Origin of the sequence: Aeromonas sp. FDAARGOS 1403 (assembly GCF_019047325.1) — a bacterium.
Classification (GTDB): Bacteria; Pseudomonadota; Gammaproteobacteria; order Enterobacterales; family Aeromonadaceae; genus Aeromonas; species Aeromonas dhakensis.
This window is the reverse complement of sequence record NZ_CP077249.1, coordinates 3561397-3585681: the sequence shown is the minus strand read 5'-3', so window position 1 is coordinate 3585681 and position 24285 is coordinate 3561397. Positions and strand designations below refer to the sequence as shown.

The window sequence follows — 24285 nt, the reverse complement described above, 5'->3', positions numbered from 1 at the left end:
GGCGTGAACAGGATCAAGTCACCGGGATAACAGCTTAACGAAGCGGGGCACAGGGGGGATCACTGTCGCCGGTATCGAGTCCGCTGAATGGGCGCTTTGTGAGCAGACGCACAACCCGTTGACACTCAGATTGTTTGCATGGCAACCAGTTGTTAACTTGGGGAGGCTGCCTGCTGGCAGCACCCATCAATGGATCTTATTGGCCACCGACTGGTTACAACCGACATGGAGGGGAGTGATGCCAATCGTGACAGCTACGCCCCGGGCAGCCTGCCTGCTCGCCCACTGGTACACCCGGGATCCCATTCTGACCCTCGACTTTCCTCACCGCTGATTGGCGGCACCCGCCGTTTGAATTTGTCAGCCGGACGACCCTGATCGCCCCGGCCTCTTTGCCAATCCCGATTTCAAACACACTGGCCCCACGCCGGTGAGGAGTCTTTTATGCGTCGTATACCCGAACCGTTTCGTATCAAGATGGTCGAGCCCATCAAACAGACCACTGGCGCCGAGCGCCGCGCCGCCCTCGAGGCCGCTGGCTGGAACCCCTTCCTGCTGCTGGCCGAGGATGTCTACATCGATCTGCTGACCGACAGTGGCACAGGTGCCATGTCCGATCGTCAGTGGGCGGGCATCATGATGGGGGATGAGGCCTATGCGGGCAGCCGCAACTTCGTCGAGCTGGAGCGCACGGTGCGCGAGATTTTTGGCTACCAGCATGTGATGCCCACCCACCAGGGGCGCGGGGCCGAGCAGATCCTCTTCCCCGAACTGGTCAAGCGCTGCCGGGGCAAGGCGCCGGTCTTCATCTCCAACTACCACTTCGACACCACCAAGGCCCACGTGGAGTTGGCCGGCGCGCGGGCCATCAACCTGCTCACCCCGAAAGCCCTCGACACCACGGCCCCCTACGCCTGGAAGGGGGATTTTGATCTCCCTCGCCTGAGCGACACCATCGAGACGCTGGGGGCCGACAACGTGGCCGGCATCATCATCACGGTCACCTGCAACAGCGCAGGCGGCCAGCCGGTTTCCATGGCCAATATGGAGGCGGTTGCCGAGCTGGCCCATCGCCACCATATTCCGGTGGTGATCGACGCCGCTCGCTTCGCCGAGAACGCCTGGTTTATCAAGGCGCGGGACCCGGCCTATGCCAAGTGCAGCATCAAGGAGATAGTGCGCCAGATGTTTGCGCTGGGGGACATCTTCACCATGTCGGCCAAGAAGGACGGGTTGGTCAATATCGGCGGGCTCTGCTGTTTCAAAGAGGATCTCGAGCTGTTTCGCGCGGTGCAGGTGCGCTGCGTGGCGATGGAGGGGTTTGTCACCTATGGCGGCCTTGCCGGGCGGGACATGGCGGCGCTTGCCATCGGCCTGCGCGAGGGGATGGATGAGGAGTATCTCACCTACCGCATCAGTCAGGTGGCTTATCTCGGCGAGCGGCTGGCCGAGGCCGGTATCCCCATCCAGACCCCCACTGGCGGCCATGCGGTGTTTGTGGATGCCAAGAAGCTGCTGCCCCATATCCCGGCCGAGCAGTTCCCGGCCCATGCGCTCGCCTGCGAGCTCTATCTGGAAGGGGGCGTGCGCGGGGTGGAGATAGGCTCCCTGCTGCTGGGGCGCGATCCCGCCACCGGCAAGCAGGAGGCGGCGGACTTCGAGCTGTTGCGTCTGACCATTCCGCGCCGGGTCTACACCCGGGATCACATGGACTATGTGGCCGATTGCCTGATCGCGGTGAAGGCGCGGGCCAGCGACATTCGCGGGCTCACCTTCGACTACGAGCCGCCGCTGCTGCGTCACTTCACCGCACGGCTCAAGCCGCTCTGATCGCCAGCACTTCGGCGCCGTAGCCAGCAGGCTTGGCCACAAGGCTCAACAAAAAAAGCCCCCGCACCTGGATGCGGGGGCTTTTTTGGCGATGATCGCCGGGAGCCTACTGGCTGCTGAACAGCTTGGTCCGGGGGCTGGACTGGGCGGTCAGGCTCATGCGACCGGAAGTCTCCAGCCAGGATTTGATCCGTTTGGCATCGGCCACCCGGGCGTTGGGGGTGTCGGCGTTGAGCAGCACCATGATCACCGGCTCGCGGTTGATCTGGGTGGCCATCACCAGGCAGCGACCCGCCTCACGGATGTAGCCGGTCTTGGAGAGGGAGATGGGCCAGCTCCCTTCGCGCACCAGCCGGTTGGAGTTGAGGTAGTGCAGCTGACGCTTGCCGTTGCGCACCATGCGCTCCTCGGTGGAGGAGTACTGGCGAATGAGCGGATAGGTGGATGCCGCCGCCACCAGCTTGGCGAGATCGTGGGCGCTGGAGACGTTGCGAGGGGTGAGCCCGGTACTGTCGGAGAACTGGGTGCTCCACATGCCTAGCATGCGGGCCTTGGCATTCATCGCTTCGATGAAGGCGCGCTGGCCACCGGGGTAGTTCCTGGCCAGCGCTGAGGCGGCGCGGTTTTCCGACGACATCAGGGCGATGTGCAACATGTCGGCCCGGCTCAGGCGCGAGCCCACCGCCAGTCGCGACCCGGTGCCCTTGAGTCTGTCCACGTCGGCCATGGTAACGGTCAGCATCTCGGAGAGACGCTGGTTGGCATCGAGCACCACCAGTGCCGTCATCAGCTTGGTGATGGAGGCTATCGGCATCACCCGGTTGGCGTTGCGCTCCGACAGCACTTCACCGGTGCGCGGGTTGGCCACCACGAAGGCGGCGGAGCTCAGCGCCAGATCGTTGCGCTGCTCCAGAAAGCTGTTGGGGGAGTGGGACTGGGCTGAAAACGGATTGGCCTGGGCGCTCTCCATGCTGACGGGAACGAGGAAGGCACCGAGCAACAGGGTAAGAAAAGGGCGAGTAATCATGATTTGACGCTACCGTACGGCTGACAGGGATATTTGGCTAAGTTATATGACGGTAATTGACGCTTCACAACGTCTAATGGCCCGATATTTCAATTTTATGGGATGGCGCACCTTGAAATAACGGTAATGAGCGCTATGGGCGGCTTCATACGAGTAATGATGGGGCTGGTCGGCGTGAGAAACATGGCTGCGGTGTGCGGCTGGTGGCGCCCTCTTGCCGTCAGATGATCGATCTTTTAGCGGTCTCTATTGCCAGCATCCCTATCTTCACTCATTCCTGGTGATAATCTCTGTTGAAAACGGCCTGTTCAGGGGGGCAACATGTGCTGATGGCGGCCATGGCCGGCAGCGGATCACCACAGGATCAAGAAGATAACGAGAGGGCTCCTGGCATTCACGCGCTATGGCGTCATGGCTACCCGCATCAGCGCCGAGGGGCTGTTTTCGACAAAGTAGTGCCAGAGATGGTCATAGAGTGCCTGCTGGCCGGGGAAACTCACCAGTGCCTTGGCCTCGGCCAAGGTGCACCAGCGATATTCGGTATGCTCATCATTGAGGGTGACCACCTGATTGGGCGGGCAATAGACCACAAAGACCGGCACTACCTCCACCGTATTTGAAGCGCTTTCGTAAAATTGTTCCAGATAATGGGCTGTGTATAATTCGCAAACCCTGATACCCGTCTCTTCGCCAAACTCGCGAATAATGGTCTGCCAGCCAGTTTCCCCCGCCTCGACCGTGCCCGCCACATGGCACCAGAAACCACCCTTTACGCGTTTCATCACCAGCAGCTTTGTTTCACCATCAATCGTTGAGAGGGCGACACCGGAGACGGTTTTACAGCGAATGGGGATCATGGGAGTGGCTCCAAAATAAGGTTCAATGGACGCCTATTGTTCGGCCGCCGACGGGAGGTTGGCAAGTTATTTCCCTGCCGGCGGCGTTTGTGCGGGCCCAACGTGACAGGGGCATTCAGCCCCTGTCACGCGTGCGGTTAGCCTCCCATCATACGGGCGGTCTGGATCGCCTCGATCAGCGCGGCCCGGTTGATGCGGGGGCGCTCCTCGTCCAGCAACTGCTGCCAGAGGGCGATGGCCCGGGAGTAGCGACCGTGCAGGAAGTGATCGGAGGCGAGCAGTATCAGGGCACTCACCTCACCCTTGTCCTGTTTGAGCGCACTACCCAGCAGGCGCTGCGCCTCCGGGGTCAGCTGTTGACCCGCCTGGTAGTAGAGCACGGTGGCTTGGGCGGCCTGGGTCGCCGCGCTGGCGCCCCCCTCCAGCAGGGCGAGGCGTTGGTAGGCGAGCAGGGCGTTGGCGTACTCGTCCCGATAGAGATACAACTGGCCGAGCGCCGCCCAGCCATCGAGATCGGCGGGGTTGGCTTGCAGGCGCTGGTGCAGGGCGCCCAGCTCCTTGTCCTGCAGATCCCGCGGGCTCAATCCCGCCAGCGGATCGGGGCGCAACTGATAAGCTTGCCACGCCTGATAGCGGCCGGTGCCGGCATAAATGCCGGCCATCAGCGCCAGCAGCAGGGTCCCAAGCAGTATCCAGGAGCGCAGCCAGGACAGCGGACGGGCGGTGCGGTCCTTGGCTAGCAGATCGTGCAGGGCCTGTTCGGCAGGTGGGGTGGCGTTGGCGAGGCGAGCCAGCTCCAGCTCCCGGTAGAGGCGGCTGTGGGGGGCAAGCCCCGCCTGCTGCTCGGCCATGATCAGCCGGTTCAGCTCGGCCCTGGGGTCGTGGGCGAGCGCCCCCTCGGCTCTGTCGCCGATAAGCGGCATCCGCGCCGGTTGCCGGCGATGCAGGCTCCTGCGCAGGCGATTGAGCGCCAGCAACAGCAAGAGGGCGGGGCCGCCCCACAGCAGCGCCGTGCTGCGCTTGAAGGGGGGATCGTAGCGCACGAAGTCACCGAAGCGCGCCGTCATGCGGGCGATCACCTGCTCATCAGACTGTCCCTCGTCCACCCAGCGGTAGACCTCGAGCCGCAGATCCCGGGCGATGGGGGAGTTGGACTCCACCAGGTTCTGGTTCTGGCACTGGGGGCAGCGCAGGGCGCGAGCCAGCTCCTGAGCGCGGGTCTGCCGCTCGGGGTGGCGAAACTCATAGGTGTCGACCCCGCTGGCAATGGCCCCGAGGCTCAAGGTCAGCAAGAGCGGCGCGATCAGGGCGTGGCCGAGACGGCTCATGGCTTGCTCTCCTGCACTTCTCTCTCCACTTGTATCTCCACTTCTCTCTCCACTTCGGGCTGGCTGGCGGTGTTGCTGCGGGCCTTTGCCAGCAGGGGGGCAAACTGGCGTTGCCAGACTTCCCGGGTGAGCTCACCCGTGTGGCGGGTCAGCAGGGTGCCATCGCCGGCGAAGAGATAGGTCTCCGGCGTGCCGTAGACGCCGAGCTCCAGCGCGAGTCGGCCGTCGGGGTCGGCCAGCACGGCGCGATAGGGGTTGCCCGCCTCGGTGAGCCAGGCGCGAGCAGCGTCTCCCTTGTCCCGGTAGCTGAGGCCATAGAGGGGCACGGTACTGGCCAGCTCACCCAGTAGCGGATGCTCGGCGCGGCAGTTGGGGCACCAGCTGGCCCAGACGTTGAGCACGAAGGGCTCCCCCTTGAGCGCCGCAGTGTGGATGGAGGGGCCACCAAGCAGATCGTCACTCTGCCAGGCAGGCAGGGTGCGCCCAGCGACTGCCTCATCCTGGCTGTAGGGGTTGTTGCCAAGGCCGAGCCAGAGCAGGGCACCGAGCACCAGGGTGAGCAGGAGTGGCACGAACAGGCGCAGACGGGCGTTCATAAGGACTCCTGTTCAAGCCGGGGGCAGGGGGCGGTCGCTGGCGCAGGATGGCTAGCCAGCAGCGGCCGGCGGGCGAGCAGGCGCAGGGCGCCGCCCGCCATCATCAACAGGCCGCCGAGCCAGATCCAGCGCACCAGCGGCTTGTAGTGCAGCCGCATGGCATAGGCGCCGGGCCCCATCTTCTCGCCAAGCACCACGTAGAGATCGCCGAGCATTCCCCACGCAATGCCGGGCTCGTTCATGTTCATGGTGCGCACGCTGTAGTGGCGCCGCTCTGGGGTGAGCCTGGCTACCTCCTGGCCCTCACGATGCACACTCAAGGTGATGCGCTCGGCGGTGTAGTTGGGGCCGATGATGGGCTCGCTCCCCTCATAGCGAAACGCGAAGGCGCCGAGCCGATAGGGCTGGCCTGCGGCGAGCACGGCGCCCCCCTCCTGGCTGTGGTGACTCACCTGCGCGATGCCGAGGGCGCACACCGCCACCCCGAGGTGGGCCAGCAGGCTGCCGAACCGATTGAGGGTGAGCTCGCGTAGCGACGTCGGTTGCAAGAGCGGGAGCAGCAGGCTGGCCATCAGCCAGAGGCTCAGCACGTTGGCCGCGAGCCCCAGCCAGCTTGCCCGCAGCGGCTCGGGATAGGCGAGGCTCAGCAAGGCGCCCCCCAGCAGGCCGAACAGGCATGGGAGCAGCACCTTGATGCGGCGCTGGACTGCCAGATGCTGCCAGCGCAGACGCGGCAGCTGGGTCATCAGCGCCATCAGGCAGAGGGCCAACGGCACGAAGATGGTATTGAAATAGGGGGCGCCCACCGAGAGCGAGCCCAGATGGAGCGACTGGAACACCATGGGGTAGAAGGTGCCGAGCAGCACGCTGGCGCAGGCCACGCTGAGCAGCAGGATGGCGGCGCCGAGCAGCCCCTCTTTTGACAGCAAGCCAAAGCGGGCATAGGGGGCGCGAATGTCCGCCCGCAGGGCAAACAGGGTGAGGGCGCAGGTCAATAGCAAGCCGAGCAGCAACAGCAGGGTGAGGCCACGGCTGGGGTCGACCGCAAAGGCGTGCACCGAGGTGAGCACCCCGGAGCGCACCACGAAGGTGCCGAGCAGGCTCAGCGAAAAGGTAAAGATGGAGAGCAGCAGCACGGCGTGGCCGTAAGCGCCGCGCTTCTCGCACACCACCAGGGCGTGCAGCAGGGCGGTGCCGAGCAGCCAGGGCAAGAGGGAGGCATTTTCCACCGGATCCCAGAACCACCAGCCGCCCCAGCCGAGCTCGTAATAGGCCCACCAGGACCCGAGCACTATGCCGGCGGTGAGAAACACCCAGGAGCCGAGCGCCCAGGGGCGGCTCCAGTGGGCCACGGCGCCATCAAGCCGACCCGAGTGCAGCGCCGCCATGGCGAAGGCGAAGTTGACTGCAAAGCCGACATAGCCGAGATAGAGCAGGGGCGGGTGAATGATGAGGCCGATATCCTGCAGCATGGGGTTGAGATCGCGCCCCTCCAGCGGCCCCGGGAACTGGCGGTCAAACGGGCTGGAGAAGATCAGGGTATAGAGGCCGAACAGCCCGACGATCAGCCCCATGATGGCCAATACCCGGGTTGTAATCAGCGGATCGACCCGCCTGGAGCAAAGGGCCACCAGGGCGCCCCACAGCCCCAGCGCAAAGACGAAGAACAGCATGGAGCCCTCGTGGCCGCCCCACACGGCCGCCAGCTTGAAGCCAAGGGGCAGGGCGCTGTTGGCGTGCTGGGCCACATAGACCAGGGTAAAGTCATCCTGGCCAAAACAGCTGGCGAGCAGCAGCAGGGCGGCCAACAGCAGGAGTGCGACCAGGAGGGCCAGCGGTGTTGCGCAGCCGAGCAACGGGCGTGAGGCGAGCCGCAGCCCCAGCCAGGGCAGCAGCCCTTGCAGCAGGGCGAGCCCGGTCGCCAGCAACAGTGAGAGATAGCCGAGCTCCGCCAGCACACAACCTCCAGTCAATCTTTGATGTCATTCATGTCATGCCACACACGCCGCGTCGTCTCCCTTTGGGGGAAAACATTGCCAAGCAACGGGTGTGGCATCACCAGAAATTCATTGGGCCAGCAACAAACCAGCGCCAGTCACCCGAGGGTGGCTGGCGCTGGTGATCATACCTTTAAACTACCGTCATCTGGCCGGCGTATAGCACGAAGTAGCGCAGCAGCAGGATCCCCACCAGGGTCAGGCTGCAGACCAGCACCAGATAGCCGTTTTTGGCCCGCAGCGGTGCGGGGGCCAGCAGGGCCAGCAACTGGGGCAGCAGCATGCCGATGCCCACCACCCCGAGCCAGAATACCTGAGCCCAGAAGCCGCTGCCGATGGCAGCCCACATGGCTGCCTCCTTCTGGCCGCCACCGAAGTAGAGGCCGGTAAAGAAGCAGACCAGCAGCAACACCTCCACCGCCAGCACCGGCCGCTCGAAGCGGTGGACGAAGCTCACCCCCTGGCTGTGATGGTTCTCCTTGAACAGGGTGACCGCCAGCAAGATGGTGGCGGCGATGCCAGAGCTGACGCCGGAGATGAGGAACAGCACCGGCAGTACCGGGTTGTTCAACAGCGGATAGGTCTTGAGCGCCGACAACAGAAAGCCGGTGTAGGCGCCGAGCAGCACGGCGAGCAGCAGCAAGAGCGGCGCCAGCAGCTGCTCGAAGCGGGCGAGCCAAGCGATGAGATTATCCACAAAGGCGAACTTCTCTTGCAGCAGGTGACTGCGCAAGGTCTCGATCTCGGTCCGAAACACCACCGCCAGCCAGGCAAACAGCACCGCCATGTAGATCTGGAACAGCATGACCCCCATCGACATCACGGAGTCGAACTGGTAGTGGAACATCAGCTTCCAGAAGGTCCAGGGGCGGGCCAGGTGGAAGATGAGGATCAGTAACCCCAGCACCACGCTCACCGGCGCCAGAATGGCGGTCGCCTTGATGATGCCGCTCTCGCTGCCGGCCCCCTTGCGGCGCAACAGCACCGAGAGGGTAGTGGCGCCGGCGGAGATGCCGAGCAGAAAGAGATAGATGGCTATGGGCCAGTCCCACACGAGGGAAGGGAAGTGAAATGCGTCATGCCACATGGTCATTCCCTCCATCGGTTATTGCCGTGGTAGATGGCGATGGGGCAAATCCCCACACCAGCGAGGGGAAGTGAAACGCCGCTTGCATGGTCATGACTTTATCTCCCCTTTGGGCACGCGGTACATCTTGGGCGAGGTGCCGAGTGCCTGCTTGTAGCGATAGGTGGTCTCCTTAACCAGCCGTTTGGCGATGGGACTGTCCGGGTCATCCAGATTGCCGAACACCAGCGCCTTGGTGGGGCAGGACTCCACGCAGGCCGGCTCCTTGCCCGCCGCCAGGTTGGTCTTGCGGCAAAAGTCGCACTTGTCGGCAACCTTGGTCACAGGGTTGATAAAGCGCACCTGATAGGGGCAGGCGGCCAGACAGTACATGCAGCCGACGCAGAGATCCGGGTTGACGTCGACGATGCCATCCTCCTTGCGGATATGGGAGGCACCGGTCGGGCAGACGTGCACGCAGGGGGCGTTGTCGCAGTGCTGGCAGGACTTGCGAAAGAAGTGGTACTCGGCATCGGGAAATTCACCGATGGGGCCGGAGCGGATGATCTCGAGGCGCGAGACCCCCTCTGGCACCTGATTCACCTCCCGGCAGGCATCCATGCAGGCGGTACAGCCGATGCAGGCCGTCTCGTCGTGGATCATGCCAAAGCGGACCCCGTCGATGGTCTGGCTGTGGGCGAGGGTGGTGGCACGAGCAGCCCCCGTCATCATGATGAGGGCCCCCGCGCTCATCCCCGCCATGAATTGACGGCGAGAACAGCTCATTGTGCCTCCTTGCCCGAGGTGGTGTTCGCCTTGGCCGCCTTGACGGCCTCATGCTGCTTGCTGTGGCAGTCGACGCAGAGCTTGATGCGGGACTTCTCCGGAATTGCCACCATGGGCTCCTTGGCCGGGTGCAGCTGGTGGCAGCTGGTGCAGGTGAGCTTGGTGGCGTGCACGTCGTGGGCCCAGAGCGCCTCGCGCAGCACTTTGGGCTCGTGACAGCTCATGCAGACCCCGTTCTGCTCGGCGATGGGGTAGCTCTCGGTGCTCTGTTTGTTGTTGAAGCTGTCGCTAAAGCGCATCACGTCCTTGACCCCTTCCCGGTGTTTGGGGGAGGGCTGACCATGGCAGTTGGTGCAGGTGACCGGCGCCAGGTTGTTGGGGTTGGTCGCCTGGCCATGCTTGCCGTGCATGCCGTACTCCTGCTCCTTGTGGCAGTCGGTACAGGCCTTGTCGGCACTGCGCAGAAATTCCACTTCATGTGTAGTCGGTGCCGGGGCGGTTGCCGCATCGGCGGCCTGGCCCTGCAGGCTGGTCAGCAGCATGGCTGCCATCAGCATCAGTCGTAAGAAATCCATCGTTAAATCACCCATAGGAAGCCTCCTTCCGGCGGCAGGCCCGACACTGCGGGCCCGCCTGCCTCGTCATTGTGCGAGCCGTCCGGCCGCTTTGGCCTCGGCATCCCAGGCGGGGACTGTGGTCTTGAGGAACTGGGCCTTGTCGCTGTTCATCTGCTTCATGTCCATGCCAAGAGCGGCCTGGGCCTTCTCCTTGCTGGAGATGTCAGGAATGGCGATCTCCTGGCTGAGCCCCTTGGCGGCCAGCAGGCGTGCCAGCTTGGTGCGGGCATCGGCGGCCTTGTCCAGGGCGGTCCCCAGCATGCGCAGCGCCACTTCCGGGGCGTGCATCTGCACCCCGTGGGAGGCGATGGAGAAGTCCCAGCGCCACTGGGCGTGACGGATGTCCTGCAGAATGTCCTTCATCTCGGCCTCGGTGGCGCCAGCATCCCAGGCGGCCTTGGCTTCAAAGTGGGCGTGCACCAGCTGCTTCTCGACTCTGAGCTTGAGATCGTGAATGGCATCCTTGCGCTGCTTGACCACCCCTTGCAGCATCTCCTTGCTCTGGGTGTGGCAGTTGCGGCAGGTCTGGTCGAAGCGATCGAAGGGGTTGCCCACCTTGTGATCCGTGTAGACCTTGCCCTGTTCGTTCTGCACCTTGGGCATGTGGCAGTCGACGCAGGCGACGTTGTTCTGGCCGTGAATGCCGGCGCGCCAGGTCTCGTACTCGGGGTGCTGGGCTTTGAGCATGGGGGTCTTGGAGAGGGCGTGGGTCCAGTCGGCAAAGCCTATCTCGTCGTAATACTGCTCCATCTGCTCCACTGTGGTGCCCTTGTCCCAGGGGAATTTCACCGCCTTGGTGGGGCCGGTGAAGTAGTACTCCACGTGGCACTGGCCGCACACCTGGGACTGCTGATCGAAGCGGCCCTGCTCCTTGAACGGCTTGCCAATGGCGGTCATGGCGCGATCGGCATAGGGACGGGAGAGGTGCAGGGCGGGTTTGCCCTCCTTGAACTCTTTCGAGGCGGTGTCGTGGCAGTCGGCGCAGCCGATGGTGTTGACGATCTCGGGTCCGCCTTTTGCCCACATCCCCTTGAAGTAGCCATCCTCACCCTTCTCGTCGATGACGCGGGCCACGTCCGGGCCCTTGCAGCTCCAGCAGGCCATGGGCAGCGGACCGTCTTCGGCGCTCTTGGGGGCGCCGGTGCGCAGGGTTTCCCGCACGTCGGTCAGGGCATAGAAGTGACCGCGCGGCTTGTTGTAATCCTTGGCGAAGGCATAGCCGCCCCAAAGCACCACCATGTTGGGGTCCTCGGCCAGGGCATCGGTGCGTTCGCGGCTCTCGCCGGTCGCCTTCCAGCTGCTGAACTGGTCGGCGTGATCCTTGGCGAACAGCTCGCTGCGCGCCTCGATCTTGCCCTTGCTTTGTGCCTCGTCGGCCGCCTGTGCCCAGCCGCTGGTGCCAAGGCAGGTGGTAAGCAGCAGGGCGGCGAGGCCCAGCCTAGTCTGTCTGTTGTGTGAACTCACGATCATCACTCCCAAATCGATCTCATTGCCAAGCCTGACCGTTCCATCCTGGATGTGGGCATCAGCCCCCGCACTAGGCAGGAGCAGGCAGGCCGATTAATTGTTATTAGTGAATAAAACCCATGTATTTATGCGATTGCTCGAGCTGGATATTACCAAATGGGTAAAACGAATGATGATTTATCGGGAGCGGGATTGCGCTAGATCAATTGGCGGAGCCGGCAACAAGCGGAAATGAGATCCCGGTTAAATTATGAGGAAACTCAACTTATTGCACCATTGTTAACGCAGCTACCTGGCGACAGTGGGCACAGTTGCCCGCCAGCCCGCGTCAGGCAAGGGGACGTCCTCAATGCGGCCGGCTTTCTATCCATTTGGGGATAACAAAATTAATGGGAATAAATATGCATTTAGAGTGGTGCGGAAGAGGGCACCATGGATCCCGTCGGCAGCCCGATTCAATCAGGGGGAGTGGGGGAAGATGCGTCAGCCTTTGCCATACTGGATCCGGCAGGATAGAGGCAGATCCTGCCTGGCGGTCTTCAATTGGGATCTTGTTTCGGTATTGAAACGTTTTACGTGCAAAAAAGCGGATGGATCCGCTACGTGATCGCATTTTCTATCGAAATTATGGGGAGATCCGCAAGTAACATGCTTATAAAATAAGCGCTCAAAATTTGACTCGAATTGGCATCCGGGGCCCGCTCACTATTTGCTGGAGGTTGTATGGCAGAGCTGCGTATCGAAAAACCCACCGTCATGACCCAATTGGAGGGAACCGTCTTCGTCATTCATGACGATGGCACAGTGGTGCGCGCCAGGGCCGGCGTCTTGTTGCAACCGGGCGACCGGATCCTCAGTGGTGAAGGCAGCTACCAGCTGACCGACGCCATCGAGCTCTCCCATCAGGAGGAGGGGGCGGCTGATGGGGCTGTGGCGCCCATCGCGCCGCCCGCCGATCCCGCAGCAGCGGCTGACGGCGAGCTGGCCGCCCTGCAGGCGGCGATCCGCGCAGGCACCGACCCCACTGCCCAGTTCGAAGCGAGCGCAGCCGGCAACCCGGCGGCGGGCGGCACCATCGGCGGCGTGGCCGGCTCCAGTTCGGGGGGCTTCGTGGTGGTCGATCGCACCAATGATGCCACCCTGGCCGAGGCCGGTTTCGATACGGATCAAGCCGACTTGCCCCGGGCCGACGAGCCGTTGCTGGAGGGGGAGCGGGATCTCTTTGCCGCCATCACCATCACCGAGCCGCAGACCGACGACAACATCATCAACGCCGACGAGGTGACTGGCGTCATCATCCGCGGCTTTGTCGAGGATGTGGAAGTTGGTCAGCCGGTTACCGTCACCCTGCTGGATCAGGATGGCAACCGGCTCACCGTCACTACTGTAGTGCTGCCCGGCCTGGTCTGGGAGGCCAACTTTGGCGACCTTACCGGCAAGCTGGTGGATGGCCCCCTCATCATCCAGGCCGATACCCAGGATGCCACCGGCAACCGCGCCAGCGATCTGGGTCAGACCCTGCTCGACACCATCACCACCATTACCCTGGATCTCGCCGATGAGAGCGACACCGGCGCCAGCCAGACCGATGACCTGACCCGCGACAATACCCCGCTGCTGCAGGGCAAGGGGGAGCCCGGCGCCACCGTCACCCTGTCTCTTGGCGGCAGCGTGCTCACCACTCTCACCGTGGATGGCAACGGCAACTGGCAATATCAGCTGCCCGATACGCTGGCTGACGGGGCGCATGATTTTCGGGTCGATTCGGTGGATATCGCCGGCAACCGGGCCAGCGACATCCTCACCATCGAGGTCGATACCCAGGCCGCCATCGATATCGATGATCTCGACGCCGCCACCCTCTTTGGCAACGGCAATGCCACCCTGAGCGGCACCACCACCAATGTGGAAGCAGGCCAGAGCGTGACCATCACCCTGGTTGGCAGCAACGGGCAGGCGCTGCTCACAACCTCCGCACTGGTGGGGGCCGATGGCCGCTGGCAGGTATCAGATCTTGATCTCTCTGGCATCACGCAACCTTTTGAGGTGCGCGCCAGTGTCACCGATCTGGCGGGCAACTCGGCCTTGGACGGGGCGCCGCTGATCGGCCAGAGCGAGACGCTCACGCTCTCCGAAGCCGGACTGGCCGATGGCCCGATCGGCGCGACCGGCAGCCTCAACACCGGCGCCGGCATCGATGGCAATCTGCAGGTCACCTTCGCCGCCGACCAGAGTGCTTTCGAGGGGTTGGGACTCACCAGTCAGGGTGTGGCACTGGATTATGTCTGGGGTGGCCAGACCCTGACCGCCAGCGCCGCTGGCGTCACCGTCTTTACCTTGACCCTTGGCAATGACGGCAGCTATCGCATCGTCTGGCACCAGAGTCTGGATCACACTCAGGATGATGCTCTGCGTCTGCCGTTCAACCTCGAATACCGCGACGGCGACGGTGATCTGGTCAAAGCGCCGCTGGTGATCACTCTGCTGGACAGCAACCCGCCGAGCTTCGAGATCCCGGCCATCACCCTCACCGAGGATGATTTCACCAATGGCGCCGCCGTGGTCGGCGAGAGCCGTTTCGTGGTTGGCCACACCGCCGATCCCCTGCTGGCCGACTCGCTGGTGTTCAGCAACCAGAGTGACACCCTGGCCAGTCTCAACAGTGCAGGCCTTGCCAGCGATGGTCATCCGCTTGCCTTCGAATTTGCCGATGATCGTACCCTGCTGGGTTACTACCCGGGCAGCAATGGTCAGCGGGTTGAAGTATTGCGTGCCCAACTGCTGGCCGACCAGCAGGGGAGCGATGTGGGTGGCCGGGTGGTGGTCACCCTCACAGGTCCGCTCGATCATCAGAGCAGCGACAGCCTCTCGCTGGGGTTGCAGGTGAGCGCCAGCGAGATTGATGGTGACACCACCAGTGCCAACCTGACCCTGACCATAGACGACGGCCGCGATCCTTCGCTCGGTCTGGACAAGGGGGTCTCGCTGCAAGAGGGGGGCCAGCAGAGCATCGATGGTCAGCTGCCGGTGACGGTGGGCAGCGATCGCCTGGTCTCTCTCAGCTTTGAGGCGAGCCAGCCGGCCCTGGCGGGCCTCACCAGCGGTGGCAAGCCCACCAGCTATCAGGTGAACGGCAACCTCATCACCCTGCTGGACGCAGACGGCAAGGGCATCCTGACCGTCACTCTGGATCTCGATGGCAAGTATCATCTTGAGCTCGACGGCGTGCTGGATCAGCCGGTGGCCACCGACAGCGTCAATCTGGGGCTGCAGGTGGTGGGTCGCGACTTTGACGGCGATCGGAGCAACCTCGGCACCCTCAACATCACCATCATCGACGGCGCTTTGCCGCAGGTTGACCCTGTTTCCCTGACCCTCACCGAGGACAGCGACTGGCAGCAAGGTCAGACCCTTGGTGGCGAGCTTGCCATCACGGCGGGCAGCGACCCGCTGGTGAGCATCGTGTTTGATGCCAATCAGCCGGGCCTGCAGGGGCTCAGCTCGGGCCAGCAGAGCGTCACGGTCACGGTGGCCGATCACCTTATCGAGGGGCGTACCCCAGATGGCGAGCTGGTCTTTACCCTGACTCTGGGGAACGACGGCAAGTACAGCTTTACCCTCCATCAGCCGCTGGACCAGGGCCGTGCGGATGCACTGCTGACGGCGGGGCTGACCCTGACTGACAGCGACGGTGACAAGGTGGCCACAACCATCAGGGTGGCGGTAGGTGATGGTGCCAACCCGACCATCTCCGCCGTCACCGGCACCGCCATCACCGAGATGGCGCAAGGGGAGGCGGCAGCGGTCAGCACCATGAGTTTCGTGGTGACCCACGGCAGCGATGCACTCGATCCTGCCTCCCTCGGTTTTGACATTGCCACCATCCAGCGCACCCTGATCGGGCTCACCAGCCAGGGCAGTCCGGTAAGCTTCTCCCTCGCGGCCGATGGCCAGCTGGTGGGCATCACGGCGGATGGACGCGAGATCCTGCGCGCCGAGTTGAGCCTGGTCGAGCAAAGCGGCAACTGGAGCGTGAGCGCCAGGGTCACCCTCGCGGGTGAGCTGGATCATCTGGGGAGCGATGCCCTCTCGCTGCCGCTGGCGGTGACACTGGCCGACCAGGATGGCGACGAGATCGGCACCACGCTGCCGCTCACCATTCACGATGGCCGCGCTCCCACCTTTGTGGCAGGCAGCGGCGTCACCCTGAATGAAGGGGATCTGACCGGCAGCAACAGCCTGAGCCAGACCGGCCATTTCGATGTGCAGGCAGGGTCGGATCGGGTGGTCGAAGTGGCCTTTGCCGATGCCGGCCAGCAGCCGGCGCTCACCGCGCTCGGTCAGCCGGTGCAATATCAGCTGGTGGATGGGGATCCGAAGATCCCGGGCAGCCAGCTGCTCAAGGGCTTCGTGATGGTGGATGGCCAGCGGGTCGAGGTGTTTGAGGTGCGGCTGGTCGGCACGCTGGATCAGGCGGGCAAGAACGGTTTTGACTATCAGGTGACCCTCTATCAGGGGCTCCATCAGGGCGCCAACGCCGTGACCGAGCTGCCCATCAAGGTGATCGTCAACGACTACGACAAGGCGGGCGGCAACAACGACAGCACCAGTGGCACCCTCACCATCCGGATTGGCGAGGGGGAGAAACCGACGCTGACGCTGACCGGCGTGACTCTCGGTGAAGGGCGCTTCGATGGCGCCGCCAATAACCAGAGTGCGGACGATCAGCAGGCCACCGGCAAGATCACCATCACCGCCGACTCTGACCCAGTGGTCGATGTGCGTCTGACCTTGGCGGGCCAGGCAGTGGATGCCAATGGCAACCCCATCACCCATAATGGCGAAGCCTTGACCTGGCAGGCGGTGGGCAGCGACGGCCACAGCTTCCAGGCGATCACGGCCGGCGGGCTGGTGGTGATGACGGTGACCCTGGTGCAGGTGCCAGCGACTATCGGCGCTCACACCACTGCGACCCTCGACTATCAGGTGACGGTGCATACCAACCTGGATCACGGCGCCGATGACCAGCTTGAGCTGACACTGCCGGTGCAGGTCACCGACAGCGATGGCAGCCAGAGCCAGGGGTCTGCCACCATCAGGGTGACGGACGGCGCGGATCCTCTCATCTCGGCCATCGACGCGGTCGCGGTGAAGGAGTCTGCCCTCGATGGCTCCGCCAGCCAGCATCCGGGCACCACGCCGGCGGATCAGGGCGAGGTGGCCAGCGGCAAGGTGACCATCAGCGCTGGCTCGGATCGGGTCGCCTCCCTCGAGCTTGACGTGGCGGCCTTCAATCAGGCAAACCACCTCACCTCGGGTGGCAAGGAGGTGATCCTGGCGGCCCACAGCCCGGGCTGGTATCTGGCCACGGCAGAGGGTGGCAAACCGGTCTTCTGGGTTCACCTCGACGTCACCGGCAGCTACAGCGTCTATCTGGTGGGGCAGCTCGATCACGGCGTGCAGGGTAAAGATGATCTTGCCATCGAGGTGCCGCTCTTTGTCACCGATCACGATGGCGATCGCAGCCCCAATGTGAGCGTGACCGTGACGGTAGAGGATGACATGCCCATCGGTACCGTGCTGGCGCATACCCTGAACGAGGGGAGTTCCCCCGTCAGCGGCGATCTGCTGCCGGCCGCGAATGAAGGCGCCGATGGTGCCCGGGTCGAGTCGATCACCATCAATGGCCAGACCTATGCCGTCAATGGCACCCTCACTCAGGAGGTGATGAGCCCGGATGGCAAGCAGGTGATGGGCTCTCTCACCATTTCGGCCGATGGTAGCTACCGTTTCACCCCGGCGGCCGGGTTTGATCACGACAATGCCCAGCTGAGCCAGGTCATCACCGCCCATCTGGTGGATGGCGACGGTGACCGTGCCGACAGCACCCTGACCCTCCATCTGCAGGATGAGCCGGTGAGCTTCACCGTCACTGCGGCCCTCGGCAACGAAGATCAGGGAGCGCAGGATCCGAGCGCCGGTATCCCCATCCAGATGCAGCTCGATATCGGCGATTTCGATCGGGGCGAGCACGTGGAGCAGCTCCTTGTTCAGGCGCCGGCCAATGCCCACGGCAGCTTCTATTACAACGGGGTTGCCCTTGCCACCACCGCGGATGGCAACTGGTTTATCGTGCCGCCCGAGGCCATGGTCACCAGCGATAACGTGCACTACCGCGCCCAGGGGGTGACCTTTGTGCCGGCGGCCGATTGGTCCAGCTGGAGCAACCAGGGCCAGCCGCTCCACTTCCAGGTGCAATTGCAGGTGGGGGTGACCGAGGGGGATGCCCCGGCGCCAGTCACCGGCGATCTCGCCATCACGGTACGCGGCGTGGCCGACAAGCCGCTGTGGGATACCGGCCATACCAGCCAGCACTACGACACCCATGAAGACAGCAGCGGCATCAGGCTCAATGTGCAGGCGGGCCTCACCGATACGGATGGCTCAGAGACCCTGAGCTACCAGATCCGGTGGGAGGCGGGTCAGGGCACCCTCATGCTCAACGGGGCCGAGCTCAAGCCAAACGCCAGCGGCCTCTACAGCGTCTCGGCCGGCAACATCAACAAGGTGAGCGTGGTCCCTGCCAAGGATTTCAGCGGCGACATCAAGCTCTCCATCACCCCGGTCAGTACCGAGAAGGCGCCGGTCGCCAGCGGCCAGAACAAGGCGTTTGGGGATGCCATCGAGCTGGTGATCAACGTCAATCCGCTGGCGGATGATGCCAAGCTGACCGTGCGCGACATTCAGGGCAAGGAGGACACCCTGATCGATCTGGGCAGCAAGATTGGCCTGGCCCACCTGGGGGACACCACAGATGGCTCCGAGCAGCTGTTCGTGCGCATCGGCGGCCTGCCTGCCGGGGCAACCCTGTGGCTCGGCGGGGTAGCGGTCACCCTGGATGCCAACGGCTACTACGAAGTGCCCTTCGATCGCATCAATGACCTCAAGCTGCTGCCGCCAAAAAACAGCAACGTCGACTTCGATCTCACCATCAAGGGGGTAGTGAAGGACACGGCCACCCTGACCGATGCCAATGGCCAGCCCCATACCGTGGTGAACGAGAAGGAGACCGGCGCCCAGACCCTGCATGTGGATCTGGTGGGGGTGGTGGACGAGCCCCATTTCGACCTCAATACCTCCGGCTGGAGCCAGGATGGCAACGGCTACACCATCACTATCCAGGAGGATGGTCGGGCACCGCTGGACTTCAAGCTCACCTCCGGGGAGTGGACCGACACCCCGCTGGATCACTCGGAAACCTTGAACCTGGTGCTGGAAGGGCTGCCGGCAGGGGCCAAGGTGTTCGACGGCAATGGCAAGGCGCTGACCCTCACCTTCGCCGGGCTAGACGGCAAGGGCAACCTCCTCTATCAGGTGGATGTGTCGAGCCTTGGCAACCTGCAGATCCAGCCGCCGGCCAACAGCACCGCCGACCTGCACCTCATCGGTCATGTTGTGGTGACCGAGAACGACGGCGACAGCAAGAGTTTCGAGGTGCCGCTCACCATCAAGGTGGAGCCGGCCATCGACGCCACCGACTACGCCAAGACCAGTCATGGCCTGGAGGATCAGTTCACCGTCCTCGACTGGCAGCCTGACCTGACCGACGGCGCCGAGCAGGTGACACACCTCGGCCTCTCCGGTATCGAGCCCGGGTATGAAGTCTGGATCCGTGCGGGCGGGGCCGAGACCCGGCTGACCGTGAGCGGCGGCGCCGTGGAGTTGAGCAACGCCGAGCTGCAGAGCCTGCTCGGCGGTGGCCAGCTGCTGGTGAAAGGGCCCGAAGACAGCGACAGAGACACCCGTATCCAGAGCCATGTCACGGTGACGCAGGTGGACGTGGACTCCAGCGCCACCGCCCAGAAGGTGATCGAGGGCACTCTGCATCTGGATATCCAGGCGGTGGTGGAGCCCGATGGCAATCTGGTGCAGACCGGCCAGCTGGAGAGCCCGGACGGGCACGATATCCCGCTGGACGGCGTCTTCGTGTTCGAGGATCTGGACCCCAGCAGCGTCGAGACCATCGATTATCTGGTGATCAGCGACCTGCCGTCGGGCTTCGTGGTGGTGGGCGGGATCAACGACGGTCAGGGCAACTGGACCATCCCCCACGACGCCCTCGGCAGCTATGCCCTGCGCTCGCCGGATGGCTTTACCGGTACCGTCACCTTCAAGGTCAGCGCCAGGGTGATCGACCTTGGTGACAACAACGAGGGGGATGTGAGCGCACCAGCCTATCGGGAGCTCACCGCCAGCGCCGACTTTAATGGCGCGACCCACTCGGGCCAGGTGGCCGCCGACGTCGATTTCGACAACAGTGCCCCCATCACCGGGGTGGAGGATCAGAGCGTCAATTTCGGCAGTCAGCTCAAGCAGATGGTGACCCTGGGTACGGCAGACAGCGGTGACGACGAGCTCAGCATCGTCATCACAGGACTGCCCACCGGCGTCAATGTGCAGGGGCTCACCTTCGACTTCGTCAACGGCGAGTACCTGATCAAGTTGCCGGGTGGCCTCGATGATCTCGACCGGCTGACCCTGACCTTGCCTGAGGATTACGCCGGCGACGGCCTGCACTTCAACGTGCGTCTGGTCAACACCGACACTGTCAGCGGTGACTCCAGGATGGTAGAGAAAGAGATCACCCTCTCCATCACCCCGGAGGTGGACATCAATGGCGGAGCGGATGGCCTGCCCGAGCTGCAACTGAACGTGAAGGATATGAACGGCGACGGCCAGCCGGACAACCTGGAAGACACCGAGATCCACCTCGATCTGTCGGTGAAACTGGCCGATATCAGCCCCTCGGTCGCCAACGGCGGTCTGGAAACGGTGGAGCGGGTGGTCGTGACCGTGGATCCCCAATATGGTCACTTCCTCGACAAGCACGGCCAGCCGGTCTCTACCCTCACGGTGAACGACCCGGCGGATCTCAAGGATCTGGTGTTCGTGCCCAAAGAGCACTTCAGCGGTCAGGTGCCGCTCGACGTGACGGTGGATATTCTCGACACCGCCACCACGGGTACGGATCGCGGCAGCTGGAGCGGGCAGGTCGGCTTTGAGGTGCGACCGGTCAACGATCCGGCCGTGCTCACGCTGCACGATGTGGCGGGCGACGAGGATGGCGTCATCAGCCTGGCGGGCCTCGGGGCTGCCCTCATCGACACCGATGGCTCCGAGCAGATAGTGGCGCTGCAGATAAAAGGAGTGCCGGACGGTTTCACTCTCTCGGCCCCGGCGATTAACAATGGGGGCGGTGTCTGGCAGGTACCGGTAGGCACCGACTTTGCCAAGCTGACCCTGATCCCGCCGGCCGATTTCAGCGGCACCGTGGATCTCACCCTGAGCGCCTTTACCCTCGACCAGGGGTTGACCTTGCCGCTCGAAACCAGTGGGAGCTTCACCGTGACCGTCAATCCGGTGGGGGATGCGCTCATCAGCGATCTGGTGCCCACCGCCAGCGGGGTGGAGGGCGACAGGATCCAGCTCAATCTGGGGCTGGAGACCCGCGATACCCAGGCCACCGGCGGCAGTGCGAGCAATGTGCATGAAAATGGCGCCGAGCAGGTGCGGGTGACCATTCGCAACGTGCCGGAAGGGGCCGCCATCGCCCTGCCGGACGGGGTGGCCGGTGAGGCCATCAGACTGCCGAACGGCGACTGGCAGGTGACCACGGTGGGCGGCAACCTGGCGAGCCTGCTGCTGGTGACCAACGACGTCAATGGCACCCTGAACCTCGAGGTGATCGCCCAGAGCCTGGACAACGGCGCGCTGGGGCCAGAGGTGAAGGGCAGCATCGATGTCACCATAGCGGCGGTCAACGACGCGCCCGAGAACATTCTGCCCACGACGCCGCTGGTGGCCGAAGAGGATGTGCCCTATCGCATTGACGGTCTGCAGGTCAAAGACGTGGATGCGGGCAACAGCACCATAGAGGTGCGCCTCTCGGTGGAGCATGGCACCCTCACCCTGGCGGATGGCAGCGGCGTGACCCTGACCGGCAACGGTACGGGAACCCAGGTGCTGAGCGGGTCGCTCGATGCCATCAATGCATTGCTGGCGGGCGGCGTGACCTATCTGGGCGAGCAGGACTTCAACGGCCAGGATCGGCTCACCATGGTGACCGATGATCGGGGCAACACCGGCAGCGGCGGCCCCTTGAGCGACACCGACGTAGTGCCCATTGAGGTGCTGGCGGTCAACGATGCGCCGGTCAATCAGCTGCCGGGCAGCATGACGGTAAAAGAGGATGGCTCTCTGTCGCTATCCGGCATCAGCGTGAAGGATGTGGATGCCGGCAGTGCGCCCATGGCCATGGTACTGCGGGTCGAGCACGGGGTGCTGACCCTGCTGGGAGCGGCGGGCGCGGTCTCGGTACAGGGGGCGGGCAGCAACGAGATGACCCTGGTGGGGTCGCTTGCCGATCTCAACCAACTGCTGGCCGGCAACCTGCACTATGAACCGGCCAGGGATTTCTGGGGTGAGGACAACCTCACCATCACCACCTCGGATCAGGGCAACAGCGGTGCGGGCGGGCCCTTGAGCGACACCGATCAAGTGATCATCACGGTGACGGCCGAACCGGATCTGCCGAGCCTGACGGTGGGGCCCCACGAGATCCATGCCCTGCAGGGGACCATGGTGCCGCTCAATCTGACCGCCAGCGTGGTCAATCCGGTACCGGGCGAGCTGTCGCTGCGCATCAGCGGTCTGGCGGGGGCCCAGGTGCTGGATGAGCAGGGGCAGCAGGTCGGCCATGCCGATAGCAACGGCGACTGGCTCATTCCGGGTGGCCACTCGCTGCCGCTCTATCTGGACGGCCTGACGGCGGGAGACCATGTGCTGGGACTGAGCGCAGAGTCGAGTCTGGGGGGCACTACCATCAGCTCCCCCCTCGATACCGTGACCATCCATACCCAGGCCGGTCATACGCTGACGGGATCGGATCAGGGGGATTGGCTGTTTGGCAGCACGGGCGATGATCGCCTGCTGGGCGGCAAGGACGATGACATCCTGACCGGCGGCGCCGGCAGCGATCTCTTCGTCTGGCAGCAGGGGGATGCGGGGAGTGCAGGCCAGCCCGCCATCGACACCATCACCGATTTCAGCTCGCAGGCGGGTGACAGGATCGATCTGGCGGACCTGCTCAAGGGGGTGACCGACAGCAGCGTGGACGGCCTGCTGGGCCATCTGCAGGCGTCGGTGACCAGCGCGAGCAACGGCCTGAGCGACGTGAACCTCTCGGTGTCGCCGGCGGGGGATGGCCAGGTGACCCAGCAGATCACCCTGAAGGGGGTGGACTTGAGCAGCTGGCAGCTTGGCGGTACCTCGTCCCACGACATCCTGCAGAGCATGCTGGATCAGCACAGCCTGATCGTCCAGCACCCTTGATGGGGCGGATGTGAATAAAAAGAGCCGGCAATTGCCGGCTCTTTTTCCATCTGGTGTTTGCTTGTCGGCCTCTTTGCCGAGCGTTGCAAGGGGATCAGGCCAGGGCCTGGGCCAGCAGGTGGATGGGGTGTTCGCAGCGGAACGCTGTGCTCATCTCGATCTGCCATTTGCAGGTTTCGCAGTCGGTGATGACCAGATCGGGCTTGAGCCGGTTTATCTGATCAAACAGCCCCTCGCCGATGGCCTGACTGGTCTGGTAGTTCTCCGACTTGAAGCCGTAGGTGCCGGCGATGCCGCAGCACTGGGAGTCCAGCACGGTCACCTTGACGCCGGGGATGGCGCGCAGCAGCTCCAGGGTATAGATGACGCCCCCCATCTTCTCCATGTGGCAGGGGGTGTGGTAGGCGATGTGCAGATTGAGCGGCTTCATCGCCGGCTTGTTGCCCTGGTAGAACTCGTTCCACAGGAAGCGGGTCACCAGCGAGATGCGATCGCGCACCTTGTGGTTGTCCTGCTCCAGCAGGTGGGGATATTCGTCGCGCAGGGTGAAGCCGCAGGTGGAGGAGGTGGCCAGTAGCGGCATCTCGTTGCCGAGCAGGGTGTTCTCCAGCTGCTGGATGTTGAAGGCAGCCTGCTGCTTGGCCTTGTCCATGAAGCCGTTGGCAATCAACGGCACGCCGCAGCACTTCTCCCGCTCCAGCAACTGGACGCCGATGTTCATGGCGTTGAGCACCTGCACCAGCTCCTTGCCGAGCTGCGGGTGGTTGTAGTTGACGTAGCAGCCGTGGAAGTAGGCGATTTGACGCGCAAAGCGGGCCTGAGTCGCTTTCTGCTTTTTGTACCAGCCGCGGAAGGTGCCCTGGGAGTATTTGGGCAGGTCGCGGTGGGAGGAGACCCCCAGCGCCTTGTCCAGCACCAGCTTCATCGGCTTGAGGCCGGTGGTGAAGTTGACCACCGGGGCCATCAGGGTGGACATGCTGCCCATCAGGTCGGTGTGGGAGAGTACGAACTCGCGGATCCCCGGTTTGAAGCCGCTGTACTGGTGTTTGGCCTTGGCGATGATGTCGCCGATGCGCACCCCGCTCGGGCAGGCCACTTCGCAGCGCTTGCAGTTGGTGCAGTACTTGAGGGCGCTGTCAAAGAGCTCCGGGCTCTTGATGCGCAGCCGCTCCCCATCCGGGCCCGCCTGCTTGGGGCCTGGGTAGGCCGGGTTGGCCTTGGCCACCGGGCAGTAGGCGGTACAGACGGTGCATTTGATGCACTGATCGAAGGTTTGGTTGGCATGATCCAGTAGCATGTCAGTTCTCCTCCCGTTGGGTGTGA

12 protein-coding genes are annotated in these 24285 nt (G+C 63.7%); 2 read left to right on the top strand and 10 right to left on the bottom strand.

Translation table 11 applies throughout. The annotated features are described in order from the left end of the window. Positions 1–444 precede the first annotated feature (444 nt). A complete protein-coding gene (locus tag I6L33_RS16635; protein WP_216972957.1) occupies positions 445–1830 on the top strand; it encodes a tryptophanase in 1386 nt (461 codons plus the stop codon). A 106-nt stretch (positions 1831–1936) separates the two neighbouring features. Here the strand turns inward: I6L33_RS16635 and pbpG are convergent, their stop codons facing one another. The 9 genes from pbpG to nrfA all read right to left on the bottom strand — a co-directional run bounded on the left by pbpG (position 1937) and on the right by nrfA (position 11574). Then, on the bottom strand, positions 1937–2857 hold the full coding sequence (pbpG, locus tag I6L33_RS16630) for a D-alanyl-D-alanine endopeptidase (protein WP_017782682.1): 921 nt from the start codon (positions 2855–2857) through the stop codon (positions 1937–1939). A 401-nt stretch (positions 2858–3258) separates the two neighbouring features. Then, positions 3259–3714 (bottom strand): NUDIX pyrophosphatase, encoded by a 456-nt coding sequence (locus tag I6L33_RS16625; RefSeq protein WP_005300289.1) that lies wholly within the window; start codon positions 3712–3714, stop codon positions 3259–3261. A 137-nt stretch (positions 3715–3851) separates the two neighbouring features. Further along, complete coding sequence (gene nrfF / locus I6L33_RS16620) at positions 3852–5042, bottom strand: heme lyase NrfEFG subunit NrfF (RefSeq protein WP_216972956.1); 1191 nt, start codon at positions 5040–5042, stop codon at positions 3852–3854. Beyond that, positions 5039–5638 carry a DsbE family thiol:disulfide interchange protein gene (locus tag I6L33_RS16615; protein ID WP_216972955.1) on the bottom strand — a complete coding sequence of 200 codons (600 nt, stop codon included), beginning with the start codon at positions 5636–5638 and terminating at the stop codon, positions 5039–5041. Before I6L33_RS16615 ends, nrfF begins: the two co-directional genes overlap by 4 nt. Beyond that, entirely contained in the window at positions 5635–7596 is a 1962-nt protein-coding gene (gene nrfE / locus I6L33_RS16610) for a heme lyase NrfEFG subunit NrfE (protein ID WP_216974142.1), read from the bottom strand. The genes I6L33_RS16615 and nrfE overlap by 4 nt, the downstream gene beginning before the upstream one ends. A 172-nt stretch (positions 7597–7768) precedes the next feature. Further along, positions 7769–8722: a cytochrome c nitrite reductase subunit NrfD gene (gene nrfD / locus I6L33_RS16605; protein ID WP_216972954.1), complete on the bottom strand. Its 954-nt coding sequence runs from the start codon at positions 8720–8722 to the stop codon at positions 7769–7771. Between the two features lie 90 nt (positions 8723–8812). Further along, a complete protein-coding gene (gene nrfC / locus I6L33_RS16600) occupies positions 8813–9487 on the bottom strand; it encodes a cytochrome c nitrite reductase Fe-S protein (protein ID WP_054545001.1) in 675 nt (224 codons plus the stop codon). Beyond that, positions 9484–10077 (bottom strand): cytochrome c nitrite reductase pentaheme subunit, encoded by a 594-nt coding sequence (gene nrfB / locus I6L33_RS16595; protein ID WP_017765448.1) that lies wholly within the window; start codon positions 10075–10077, stop codon positions 9484–9486. Before nrfB ends, nrfC begins: the two co-directional genes overlap by 4 nt. A gap of 51 nt (positions 10078–10128) precedes the next feature. Continuing rightward, the gene (gene nrfA / locus I6L33_RS16590; protein WP_211050653.1) at positions 10129–11574 is read right to left on the bottom strand and encodes an ammonia-forming nitrite reductase cytochrome c552 subunit; all 1446 of its coding nucleotides are present in this window, start codon (positions 11572–11574) and stop codon (positions 10129–10131) included. A 720-nt stretch (positions 11575–12294) separates the two neighbouring features. On the opposite strand from nrfA, the gene I6L33_RS16585 reads away from it, so the two are divergent. Further along, complete coding sequence (locus I6L33_RS16585) at positions 12295–22962, top strand: retention module-containing protein (protein ID WP_216972953.1); 10668 nt, start codon at positions 12295–12297, stop codon at positions 22960–22962. 94 nt (positions 22963–23056) lie between these two features. Here I6L33_RS16585 and glpC read toward each other — a convergent pair whose 3' ends face one another. Then, the gene (gene glpC / locus I6L33_RS16580; RefSeq protein ID WP_216972952.1) at positions 23057–24259 is read right to left on the bottom strand and encodes an anaerobic glycerol-3-phosphate dehydrogenase subunit GlpC; all 1203 of its coding nucleotides are present in this window, start codon (positions 24257–24259) and stop codon (positions 23057–23059) included. Between the last annotated feature and the right edge of the window lie 26 nt (positions 24260–24285).